This is a genomic window from Leptospira sp. WS58.C1 (genome assembly GCF_040833995.1).
Lineage (GTDB): Bacteria > Spirochaetota > Leptospiria > Leptospirales > Leptospiraceae > Leptospira_B > Leptospira_B cinconiae.
The window spans coordinates 3,527,067-3,538,504 of the sequence record NZ_CP162137.1; the positions used below are offsets into that span (position 1 = coordinate 3,527,067).

The following is an 11,438-nucleotide window of genomic DNA, read 5'->3' on the forward strand; positions in this document are numbered from 1 at the left end:
CCAACGAAAATCGGACTTGTCGGGAGGGGTCCAGCGATTTCCCTATCCTTAGAATGGCGGCTCAAAAGAACATAAAGAAAATCGTATTAGCATATTCCGGCGGATTGGACACATCCGTAATTCTTACCTGGCTGAAGGAAACCTACGGTTGCGAAGTGGTAGCATTTACCGCAGACGTAGGCCAAAAAGAAGAGCTCACCGGCCTGGAAGAAAAAGGAATCAAAACCGGAGCCTCTAAAGTTTATATTGAAGACCTTCGTTTAGAATTCGCAAGGGACTTTATCTACCCCGCCATCCAAGGAAACGCGATCTATGAGATGAGATATCTGCTCGGAACTTCCTTAGCTCGTCCTTTGATCGCAAAAGCGATGGTAGAGGTCGGTAAAAAAGAAGGAGCAGATGCATTCGCTCACGGTGCAACCGGAAAAGGTAACGACCAAGTCCGTTTCGAGTTGGCTTTCAAATCCCTGGCTCCCGAAAAAGAAATTATAGCTCCTTGGAGAACCTGGTCCTTCGGAGGAAGAGCAGACCTAATAGAATATGCGAAGTCCAAAGGTATCCCTGTGCCGGTTACTGCTTCCAAACCGTATTCTATGGATAGGAACCTAATGCACATCTCTTATGAAGGTGGAATATTAGAAGATCCTTATAGAGAACCTAATGAAGATATGTTCCTTCTTACGGTTTCCCCCGAGAAAGCGCCGGATTCCCCCGAGTATGTGGAACTCGACTTCGTTGAGGGAAATTGTGTAGCCGTTAACGGTAAAAAAATGGATCCGTACCAAGTAGTGGACACCCTTAATACGATCGGTGGAAAACACGGGATCGGAAGAGTGGACATCGTAGAGAACAGATTGGTAGGAATTAAATCCAGAGGAGTGTATGAAACCCCGGGTGGAACAATTTTATTCCATGCACATAGAGACCTGGAATCCATCACGATCGACAGAGACACACAACATCATAAAGATAAATTATCCGCAGAATTTGCGGAGCTGATCTATAACGGACATTGGTTCTCTTCCAGAATGGCTGCAGTGAGAGCGTTCATCTCCGAGACTCAAAGATTCGTAACCGGAACCGTAAAGGTGAAACTATATAAAGGAAACTGCATCATCGTAGGAAGAAAATCCTCGGTTTCACTTTACAATCCGGAAATGGCAACTTTCGAAAAAGAAGAATTGTACAACCAAAAGGATGCCGAAGGTTTTATCAACCTATACGGACTGCCGGCAAAAGAAGCGGCAAGGTTGCGTAAAAAATGACAAGAATTGCTGTTTATCCCGGCTCCTTCGATCCTTTAACGAGAGGGCATTTGGACATTCTTCAAAGGTCTGTAGGTCTATTCGATAAAGTGATCATAGGTGTCGCCGTAAACTCCAATAAAAGTCTTCTTTTTTCGATCGAAGAAAGAATAGAATTCATCCGAGAAGCGACCAAAGGTTGGGAAAATCTGGAAATAGACACTTTCGAAGGACTGACAGTGGACTATTGTAAAAAAAGAGGAGCTAAAAGTATCATCAGGGGATTAAGAGCGGTCACGGACTTCGATTATGAATATGCAATTTCCCTAATGAATAAAAAACTCGCCCCCGAAGTGGAAACCATCTTCCTAATGTCCTCGAACGACTATTCTTTCGTTTCCTCCACAATCGTAAAAGAAGTGGCAAGACACGGAAGGGACGTATCCGCTCAGGTCCCGGAACACGTTAGTAAAGCATTACTTAAAAAATTATACCACAAGTAACTAAGGAATAAAAATGGCTAGAACATTTATCATGATCAAACCCGACGGAGTAAAAAACAAACATGTCGGCGATATCCTACAAAGGATCGAAAAAGAAGGATTCAAAATTTTAGGACTAAAATACCTTAAACTTTCGCTGGAAGACGCAAAACAATTCTATAAAGTACATTCAGCTCGTCCTTTCTATAACGACCTTTGCAGCTATATGTCTTCCGGACCGATCGTTGCAGCCGCTTTAGAGAGAGACAATGCGGTCCAACATTGGAGAGACGTGATCGGAGCAACCGATCCTAAAGAAGCTGCTGCAGGAACGATCAGAGCCTTATTTGCGGAAAGTAAAGAAGCGAACGCAGTACATGGTTCCGATTCCGATGACAATGCTGCATTAGAGATCAGCTTCTTTTTCAAAGGGAACGAGCTGTTCTAATAAAGCAAATTTTTCCTTTTATAGACCCGGTGTCCCTAAAAAGACCACCGGGTTTTTTATTATTATCTTCTAATATAGTACAACCTAACATTCGTTCTATATAAAAGAACTTATTCGACCGACGTTCTTGTCGGAGAAAAAAATCCGGATTATAACGAATTTTTCTTGTACTTTTTGGAAATATCTTTCTCTATTTTTCCTACGTAGGCGAAATAAAACCACCGTTTCGACCGAAGCTAATAATATGAACGCAGCTACCAAAGAGCAGATCATCAAGCACAATCGTATCATAGAAAAATACAGAACAAAGGATACTTTGTTCGACAGCGCCCCGGATTGGATGGACGATGTTTTGGAAGTGATCTACTCCCAAGACGATTTTATCTCGGAAAAACCCGATATAGATCTGGATATAGAGTGATCTAATCCCTCTTCTATTCTTCGAAAGTTCTCAAACCGGAGCGAATGCTTCGGTCTCTCTTATTATTTTCAGTATCTCAGGCCTACAACTTCCACAGCCCGTTCCCGCTCCGGTCTGCTCGGAAAGAGTCTTGAGATCGCAGACACCGTTTCGGATCTCTTCTTCTATATTCCCTTTTCCTACTCCATTACAAGAACAGACCAATGCCCCTATCGGGGGTTTAAGTGGAGAAGATCCTGTCAAAAGTTTATCTCTTTTATCTCCTAACTCGATTCCTGAGGAGATCATCGTTTTAAATTCCGAAAATTCGGACTTGTCTCCGACTAAAATCGCTCCAACCAAACGGTCTCCCTTAATGATACATTTTTTATAACGGCCCTTTCTTTTATCGAAAAATACGATCTCTTCGTATTCGGGACCTGCCTCGTCCATCGGTACATCAGGCAATCTTAAGGAAACTAATTCCAAACCCGGTATTTTTAAAAGATTAGAATGCATCGAGCCGGAATATGAAGCGATCTTATATCCGTATATATGCCAAGCGGCGAACTCGGCCTGCTCTTCCGTGGCAGCAACGGTTCCATACATTCCGGTAGAATGTTCAGCGACTTCTCCTAACGCATAAATATCCGGATCGCTGGATTGTAAGAAGTCATTCACTAAAATCCCGGACTTACAATTCAGTCCTGCTTCTTTCGCTAGTTCCAAATTTGGAACCGTACCGACTGCAAATACGATCCCATCCGGACGAATGCTGGAACCGTCTCTGAACTTAACACTCTCCAATCTTTCCGATCCGTATACTTTTGAGATTTCAGTATCGAATAAGATCCGTATTCCTCTTGCTTCTACTTCTCTTCTTAAAATTTCTCCCGAGATCTCATCCAATTGTTTGGACATTAATCGATCCGTTCTCACAAGAATGGTCACCTTTACATCCAAGGATCTTAATGCGGCAGCAAGCTCTAAGCCGAGCAAACCCCCGCCTACGATCAACGCATGAGTATTCGGAACAAAAAATCCTTTAATACGGTCCGCATCGTTTTTTGAACGAAGACTGAAAACCCCTAACATCTTCTCCGGGATATATTTAGGGATAGAAGGTCTGCTGCCTGTGGCAATGATCAGTTTATTATAAGAATATAAAATACCTTGGGAATCTCTGACCTTCTTTCCTTCCGGAAGGATCTCGGAAACGGAGACGGAAGGTTTTACTTCTATATTCCAGGATTCTATTTCCTCTTCGCTCACCGCAGATAATTGGGAGAATTGTTTATCTCCACTGATAAGATCGGGCAATAGAATACGGTTATAAAATGGATGTTCTTCCTTGCATAAGACTGTGATCTCATCCTCAGGAGAGATAGCTCTGAACTTTCTAAGGAAAGCGAGAGTACCATTGCCTCCTCCTATAATCAGTATTTTTTCCTTAGGTTTTTTATAAGGAAGGACTTCCACTGCGGAAATTTTAAACCCGGGCTGTTTGGAAAATGGATCGAACTTAGAGCTTGTGAGATTGTTCGCTCTTGCCTCATCGTTTCCGTTCTTTCTTCCCCAGTGCATAGGTAAGAACACGGTACCTTGTCGGATACTTTCCGTAATCGTTGCTCTAACTCGAACACTGCCTCTTTCGTTTTTGACTTCTACGATCTGGGAATCAAGGATCTTTCTTTTTTTTGCATCGATCGGATGGATCTCTAGATAAGGTTCCTTTTTATGTTCCTTAAGCTTTCGCACCTTTCCCGTGCGGGTCATCGTATGCCATTGGTCTCTGATCCTGCCGGTAGTAAGAATTAAAGGAAAGGTTTCGTTCGTTTTTTCGGAAGTATCCTCAGGTTCGACTGAATGTATTTTTGCTTTTCCCCCCGGACGATAAAACTTTCCGTCAGAAAATAATCGAGGAGTTCCCTCATGGTCCTTGGAAGGAAAAGGCCATTGTACGGATCTTTTTTCTTGTAAGATAGAATAATCCAATCCTGCAATATCCAGATTAGTACCCTTAGTAAGCATACAATGTTCCAGAAAAACTTCTTCTTCATTCTTATAGTGGAAAGAAGGACCGAATCCCATCTTCTCCGCAAACTCTGTCAGTATCCAAGTATCCGCCTTTGCATCGCCGGGAGGATTGAAAATTTTAGGCAGATACGTTATTCTCCTATCTGAGTTGGTCATGGTGCCTTGCTTTTCTGTCCAACCGGCAGCAGGTAGAACAAAATGAGCGAATGGAATGGATTCATGTCGATTGGAAATATCCTGCACAACTACTAGTTCGGCATTTCGAAGTCCCGCTTCTACTGTCCTTGCGTCGGGAAGACTTACCGTGGGATTTGTACAAACGATCCAGATGGCTTTCATCTTTCCGCTCTTGAGATTTTCAAACATCTCCGTAGCAGAATAACCGGGCTTGTCCCGAATGGATTCCACTCCCCAAAAATCCGCCACTTCTTTTCTATGACTTTCATCCGCAAGATTTCTATGAGCAGGTAAAAGATTACATAGTCCTCCGACTTCTCTTCCGCCCATCGCATTCGGTTGACCGGTTAAGGAGAATGGGCCGGAACCCGGTTTGCCGATCTTTCCTGTAATCAAATTCAGATTAATTAAGGCTAAATTTTTATTAACTCCTACGACACTTTGGTTCAAACCCATTGCCCAAAGAGTTAAGAATCCTTTTGCATTTGCGATGAGACTTGCAGCGTTCCTGATGGATTCTTCCGGTACTCCGCAAGAATCCGCATATTCTTTCATACTGATAGAAAAAACTTTTTCTTTCAGCTCTTCAAAACCTTCGGTATGAGATTTTATAAAATTCGGATCTAATCCGCCCGTCTCTATCAGACTTCTTGCAATAGCATTGAATAATAATATATCGGTTCCGGGTATAATTTGAAGATGTAAGTCAGCGTTTTCACAACTTTCGGTCTTTCTAGGATCAATCACTATGATCTTTACATTTGGGTCTGAATTCTTTCTATCTTCTATTCTTCTAAAAAGAATCGGATGACACCAAGCAGGATTGGCTCCTGCTATCAAAAAACAATCCGCAATCTCTATATCGTCGTACGATATCGGAACGCTATCCTCACCTAAGGACATCTTATAACCTACAACTGCCGAACTCATACAGAGTCTTGAGTTTGTATCTATATTATTCGTATTTAAAAAACCTTTGGTCAGTTTATTCACGACGTAATATTCTTCCGTCAATAATTGTCCGGAAACATAGAAACCGACGGAATCGGGTCCGTATTCGTTGATCAAATTTTTAAAACGGGAAGCAATCTCTCCTAACGCAGAGTCCCAATCCGTTTTTTGTAATTCTCCCGTTTTAGGATTTCTTGCCATTGGGTATAAAAGCCTGTCGCTCTTATCCAGAACGGTGTGATGCAAATTCAACCCTTTGGAACAGAGCATTCCCTTATTCGCGGGATGATCCGGATCTCCTTGGACGGTAAAACCGGTTTCACTCTCTTTCTGAATCAATACTCCGCATCCGACTCCGCAGTAAGAACAAGTACTTCTAAATCCGTTTTTTGTATTCACAAATTCATTTTTAGCAATTTTCATGCCAAATTATAAAAATTATTCACAGACCATCTAAACAAGCAAAACCTCTTAATGGAACTTGAGCGAATGCAATTGGTGCGCATTTAAATTAAGCATGATGTACAATATATGCGTATTTTCTAGCTATTTCGCTCTTCCTTCTTTAATCATACATCGATGATTTTTACATTAATGTTCGAAAAAGAAGACCTCAATCTAAATTTTTATATGATTCTAACTGAATACGATGTTTTTCAAAAACTAATCCATATATTTGGCATGACTCTTGCTATAAGTTGCGTGTGAGCATTTTTGCTCGTTAACGGAGAGCTTTAAATGAAAAAGTTTCGTGAATTTCTATCTATCGGTCACTTTCCATCGCTTGTGAGCTCCTTTCTATACTTTGATTTCAGCTTCATGGTATGGATGTTGCTCGCCGCTTTGGGTGTTTTTATTTCAGAAGAATTCAAACTAGGTCCTGCTCAGAAAGGTATGTTGGTTTCCGTTCCTCTATTAGGAGGAACATTATTAAGAATTCCTTTAGGGCTGCTTTCTGATCGTTACGGATCAAAGATTGTCGGTTTGTCAGGAATGGGGATCACAATGTTCACCCTTTTGATGGGTTGGAAATTTGCGAATACTCTTCCTGAAGTGTTCGTGGTTGGATTATTATTAGGAACGGCTGGCGCAAGCTTTGCAGTGGCGCTTCCTTTAGCCAGTAGATGGTATCCTAAAGAATACCAAGGTTTAGTAATGGGTATCGCAGGTGCCGGAAATAGCGGATCTGTGATCGCAACATTCTTCGCTCCTGATCTTGCAAGAAATTTCGGGTGGCATGCCGTTTTCGGCCTCGCTCTTATTCCATTAGCTTTTGCCTTCGTATTCTTCTTAATTTTTGCGAAAGATTGTCCGGGAACAATTTCCAAAAAACCTTTAAAACAATATTTAGTACCGATCAAATCGAGAGACGCTTTATTCTTCTGTTTACTGTATAGCGTAACGTTCGGCGGTTTCGTAGGTATAGCCAGCTTTCTTCCCATCTTCTTTCATGATCAATACGGTGTGGATAAGGTTACTACAGGATTATACACCTCTTATTGTATCTTAGGTGCAAGTCTGGTTCGCCCGATCGGAGGATATCTTTCCGACAAATTCGGAGGAGTTACAGTTTTACTAACCGTATTCGCAGGAGTCGCATCTTGTTTGATAGCCGTCTCTTGGTTACCAACTGTCGGGATCATACTTCCGATTTTCGTAACTCTAATGATCTTTTTAGGATTAGGGAACGGTTCCGTATTCCAGCTCGTACCTCTTAGATTCAGCAAAGAAATCGGGATTATCACGGGATTTATCGGAGCATTCGGAGGTTTAGGAGGATTTTTCGTTCCGAATCTATTAGGAAGTCTGAAAGCGGTTTCGGGCTCTTTTTCAATAGGATTCGTCGTTCTGTCAGTGGTGGTTGCGTTATCCGCCTTCCTTCTGTTCATGATGAACACTTATGTTTGGGAAAGAAATAGAAAAAACGAATCCTTAGAATTGGAGTCGGCTTAAGCCGACTCCTAAAAGGGAAAGGAGATAGATAAAAATGAAACGGAAGTTAGTAATTCTTGGGAACGGAATGGTGGGTCATAGATTCGCCGAAAAGATCGCAGAGTACGGTGGTACTGAAAAATTTGAAGTAACTATTCTAGGAGAAGAACCTAGGAGAGCTTACGATCGGGTTCATCTTTCCGAATATTTCACGAATAGATCCGCAGATTCACTTTATCTTTCTCCTTCCGATTGGTATAGAACCAACGGGATCCGCTTATTACTCTCGGAGCCCGCTATTTCAGTGGATACGGTTTCCAGAAAAGTCGTCACTTCTGCCGGGACTGAATTACCCTTTGATGAACTAGTAATAGCTACCGGTTCTTCCGCGTTTGTTCCGAATTTCGAAGGTGTTGATAAACAAGGAGTTTTCGTTTATCGAACTATTGAAGATTTAGAAAAGATCATGACTTATGCTAAACAAGTCTCCAAAGTCGCAGTACTTGGCGGAGGTTTATTAGGTTTAGAAGCCGCTAAAGCGGTTTTAGACATGGGAAAAGAAAGTCATGTGGTGGAATTCGCTTCTCGTTTAATGCCCAGACAATTGGATGAGGCAGCTTCTTCCGTTCTAAAATCAAAAATAGAATCCCTAGGCGTTCGTATTCATCTAAACAAAGAAACCAAAAAAGCATTAGGCGATTCTAATTTCCAAGGACTGGAATTTGTAGACGGATCCGTTTTAGAAGTGGAGATGTTGATTATTTCTGCAGGTATCCGACCCAGAGATGAACTGGCAAAAAACTCCGGAATAGAGGTCGGACAAAGAGGCGGGATCATCGTAGACGACGAGTTAAGGACGAATGTGTATGGCGTGTACGCGATCGGAGAGGTATCGCTTCATAAAGGAATGATCTACGGACTTGTTGCCCCAGGTTATGAAATGGCTGAAATACTCGCTTATAATCTTTGCAGCCCTGGACAAAAAACAAAATCTTATGCAGGTTCCGATCTTTCCACAAAACTAAAACTCATCGGAGTGGATGTCGCTTCTTTCGGCGATGCGTTAGGGCAAACAGAACATCTTCCTATCGCTTACACGAACCCTCGGACGGGGGTTTATAAAAAATTGGTAATTTCTCCTGACGGTAAAAAACTGAAAGGGGGAATACTTGTAGGAGATGCGGATGCATATTCCAACCTTCTCACTCTTTATTTAAATAATGTAGAACTTCCTGCCGAGCCGGAGTCCTTGATCGTAGGTACTCCATCTGAAGAAGGATCCGCATTCGGCTCTCTTCCTGACGATGCAAAGATCTGTTCTTGTAATAACGTTTCTAAAGGAGATCTTTTAGGCGCGATCCGTTCCGGTTCTTGTTCCGATCTGAAAGGTTTAAAAGAATGTACCAAGGCCGGAACAGGTTGTGGTGGTTGTATCCCTCAGATGAATTCCATCTTGAAGGAAGAACTTCGCGCACAAGGGAAAGTGGTTACGGAACATGTATGCGAACATTTTAAATATTCCAGACAAGAGTTGTTCCAGATCGCAAAGGTAAAAGGGATCCGCAGTTTCGAAGAGTTGATCCGCTCTCATGGTATGGGGAACGGTTGCGAGGTTTGTAAACCTGCTGTGGCTTCTATCATTGCTAGCATTTATAACGAACCGATCCAAAAACATAGAGAGATCCAAGATACCAACGATAAGTATCTGGCTAATATCCAAAGAGGCGGAACTTACTCCGTCGTTCCTCGTATCCCCGGCGGTGAGATCACTCCGGATAAGTTAATCGTGATCGGACAGATCGCGAAAAAGTACGATCTTTATTGCAAGATCACCGGCGGTCAAAGGATAGATCTACTTGGCGCAAGAATGGAACAACTTCCCGACATCTGGAAAGACCTAGTGGAAGAAGGTTTCGAAAGCGGGCATGCATACGGTAAAGCTATGCGAACCGTTAAAAGTTGTGTGGGTTCTACTTGGTGTAGATACGGAGTACAAGATAGCACCGCATTTGCGATCCGTATCGAAGAAAGATACAGAGGGATCAGAGCTCCTCATAAATTAAAATCAGCAGTCTCAGGTTGTATCAGAGAATGTGCGGAAGCAAGAGGTAAAGACTTCGGCATCATCGCCACTGAAAAAGGCTGGAACCTTTATGTCGGCGGGAACGGAGGAGTAAATCCTAAACACGCGATCCTTCTTGCTGCAGACTTGGACGAAGAGACCTGCATCAAATATATTGATAGATTCCTAATGTTCTATATCAGAACGGCGGATAAACTTACTAGAACATCCGCTTGGTTAGAGCAAATGGAAGGCGGGATAGAATATCTAAAAGATGTGATCATCAATGACAGACTCGGCATCAACAAAGACCTGGAAGAAGAGATGAATCATCTTGTCGGGACCTACGTTTGTGAATGGAAGGATGTGGTAGAAGATCCTGAAAAACAAAAAAAATATAAACATTTTATAAACAGCGAAGATTCAGATCCTACAGTACGTTTCATCGAAGAAAGAGGACAAAAGCGTCCTGTAGACTGGCCTAAAAAAGAATTGGTTTCGAACTAGGAGATAAAAATGAACACAACCGCAAAAGAACCTGTTTGGATACCCGTTAGTACAATAAGTGAATTTCCGGACGATGGTGGAGTCTGCGCCAAGGTTTACGGAGAACAAATCGCAATCTTTCATTTCAGTTCCAGGAATGAATGGTTTGCATGCGAGAATAAATGTCCTCACACAGAAGACATGGTCTTATCGAGAGGAATGGTCGGTGATTCTCAAGGAGAACCTAAAGTTGCATGTCCTATGCATAAAAAATCATTCTCCTTAAGGACGGGAGCTTGTATCAGCGGAGAAGAATATTCCGTAAAAACATACCCTGTCCATATCGAGGACGGGACCGTTTATATCGGGATCGAAGACCCGGGAACTCAGGGTTAGGATCATGAATTTCACCGCAGGAAAAGTATATTTAGTAGGCGCAGGCCCGGGTAATCCGGACCTTCTCACCGTTCGTGCAGTAAAACTATTAAGAAAAGCTGATGTAGTTCTGTACGATGATCTGGTTTCTGCGGGAGTTTTGAAATACTGTAAAAAACCCGCAGTCTTGGAATATGTAGGTAAAAGGATCGGACAACATAGCTGTCTCCAGACTGAGATCAATCGAAAATTAGGGGAATATGCTAAACAATATTCTAATATAGTTCGGTTGAAAGGCGGAGATCCTTCCATATACGGAAGAGCCGGAGAAGAAATAGAATATCTTGCTTCCTTAGGGATTGAATGTGAAATTTTAGCCGGAGTCACAACAGCATCAGGGGCAGCTTCCAGTTTGGGAATTCCACTCACGCATAGAGAATATGCAAGAGAGATCCTTTTCTTATCAGGTCATAAGAAAACCGGAAAAAATCCGGAAAGTTTCGAAGACTTGATCTTAGAAGATAAAACGGTTTTGGTTTATATGGGATTGAACAGTCTGGAAAGTATCCGGGAGAATTTATTGGAATCCGGAAATTCAGGCTCCACTCCTATGGCTTTCATTGAAAACGCTACACTTCCCACCCAAAGATTGGTGTTAGCAAATCTGGATACCTGTCTAGAGAAAGCGGAAAAATTCCAGATCAAGACACCGGCACTTTTGATCTTTGGGGAAATCATTCGCTTTTATACGGAGTTACAAAGACTAAAAGATGAAGGTAGGATTTCCTATTGTTAGTAGGCCTTGTTCCTGTTGCAAATGTAGGAACTGCTCCATCCTGGATCT

General features: G+C 42.3%; 9 protein-coding genes. 8 read left to right on the forward strand and 1 reads right to left on the reverse strand.

The features are described 5' to 3' along the window. The first annotated feature begins 53 nt into the window (after positions 1-53). From AB3N61_RS16245 to AB3N61_RS16260, 4 genes are all read left to right on the forward strand, one after another. On the forward strand, positions 54-1,265 hold the full coding sequence (locus AB3N61_RS16245) for an argininosuccinate synthase (protein ID WP_020769181.1): 1,212 nt from the start codon (positions 54-56) through the stop codon (positions 1,263-1,265). Continuing rightward, positions 1,262-1,747 carry a pantetheine-phosphate adenylyltransferase gene (gene coaD / locus AB3N61_RS16250; protein ID WP_020769314.1) on the forward strand — a complete coding sequence of 162 codons (486 nt, stop codon included), beginning with the start codon at positions 1,262-1,264 and terminating at the stop codon, positions 1,745-1,747. Before AB3N61_RS16245 ends, coaD begins: the two co-directional genes overlap by 4 nt. 13 nt (positions 1,748-1,760) lie before the next feature. Further along, positions 1,761-2,174 carry a nucleoside-diphosphate kinase gene (locus AB3N61_RS16255; RefSeq protein WP_008593886.1) on the forward strand — a complete coding sequence of 138 codons (414 nt, stop codon included), beginning with the start codon at positions 1,761-1,763 and terminating at the stop codon, positions 2,172-2,174. A 244-nt stretch (positions 2,175-2,418) separates the two neighbouring features. After that, complete coding sequence (locus AB3N61_RS16260; protein WP_020769068.1) at positions 2,419-2,595, forward strand: hypothetical protein; 177 nt, start codon at positions 2,419-2,421, stop codon at positions 2,593-2,595. 30 nt (positions 2,596-2,625) lie between these two features. Here AB3N61_RS16260 and AB3N61_RS16265 read toward each other — a convergent pair whose 3' ends face one another. Further along, positions 2,626-6,162: a molybdopterin-dependent oxidoreductase gene (locus AB3N61_RS16265; RefSeq protein ID WP_367898096.1), complete on the reverse strand. Its 3,537-nt coding sequence runs from the start codon at positions 6,160-6,162 to the stop codon at positions 2,626-2,628. A gap of 315 nt (positions 6,163-6,477) precedes the next feature. Between AB3N61_RS16265 and AB3N61_RS16270 the strand changes: the two genes are divergently transcribed. Genes AB3N61_RS16270 through cobA form a run of 4 tightly spaced genes read left to right on the forward strand, consistent with a single transcriptional unit; the run spans position 6,478 to position 11,390 of the window. Then, positions 6,478-7,692: a nitrate/nitrite transporter gene (locus AB3N61_RS16270; protein ID WP_367898097.1), complete on the forward strand. Its 1,215-nt coding sequence runs from the start codon at positions 6,478-6,480 to the stop codon at positions 7,690-7,692. Positions 7,693-7,726: 34 nt separating this feature from the next. After that, positions 7,727-10,240, forward strand: coding sequence for a nitrite reductase large subunit NirB (nirB, locus tag AB3N61_RS16275; RefSeq protein WP_367898098.1), 2,514 nt, complete (start codon positions 7,727-7,729; stop codon positions 10,238-10,240). 9 nt (positions 10,241-10,249) lie between these two features. Then, the gene (gene nirD / locus AB3N61_RS16280; protein WP_367898099.1) at positions 10,250-10,615 is read left to right on the forward strand and encodes a nitrite reductase small subunit NirD; all 366 of its coding nucleotides are present in this window, start codon (positions 10,250-10,252) and stop codon (positions 10,613-10,615) included. Positions 10,616-10,619: 4 nt separating this feature from the next. Next, positions 10,620-11,390: a uroporphyrinogen-III C-methyltransferase gene (gene cobA, locus AB3N61_RS16285; protein WP_367898100.1), complete on the forward strand. Its 771-nt coding sequence runs from the start codon at positions 10,620-10,622 to the stop codon at positions 11,388-11,390. Positions 11,391-11,438 lie beyond the last annotated feature (48 nt).

Excerpts from the sequence above, each read along its gene's own strand:
- AB3N61_RS16245 (WP_020769181.1), top strand. The coding sequence starts at position 54 with ATGGCGGCTCAAAAGAACATAAAGAAAATCGTATTAGCATATTCCGGC.
- coaD (WP_020769314.1), top strand. The coding sequence starts at position 1,262 with ATGACAAGAATTGCTGTTTATCCCGGCTCCTTCGATCCTTTAACGAGA.
- AB3N61_RS16255 (WP_008593886.1), top strand. The coding sequence starts at position 1,761 with ATGGCTAGAACATTTATCATGATCAAACCCGACGGAGTAAAAAACAAA.
- AB3N61_RS16260 (WP_020769068.1), top strand. The coding sequence starts at position 2,419 with ATGAACGCAGCTACCAAAGAGCAGATCATCAAGCACAATCGTATCATA.
- AB3N61_RS16265 (WP_367898096.1), bottom strand. The coding sequence starts at position 6,162 with ATGAAAATTGCTAAAAATGAATTTGTGAATACAAAAAACGGATTTAGA.
- AB3N61_RS16270 (WP_367898097.1), top strand. The coding sequence starts at position 6,478 with ATGAAAAAGTTTCGTGAATTTCTATCTATCGGTCACTTTCCATCGCTT.
- nirB (WP_367898098.1), top strand. The coding sequence starts at position 7,727 with ATGAAACGGAAGTTAGTAATTCTTGGGAACGGAATGGTGGGTCATAGA.
- nirD (WP_367898099.1), top strand. The coding sequence starts at position 10,250 with ATGAACACAACCGCAAAAGAACCTGTTTGGATACCCGTTAGTACAATA.
- cobA (WP_367898100.1), top strand. The coding sequence starts at position 10,620 with ATGAATTTCACCGCAGGAAAAGTATATTTAGTAGGCGCAGGCCCGGGT.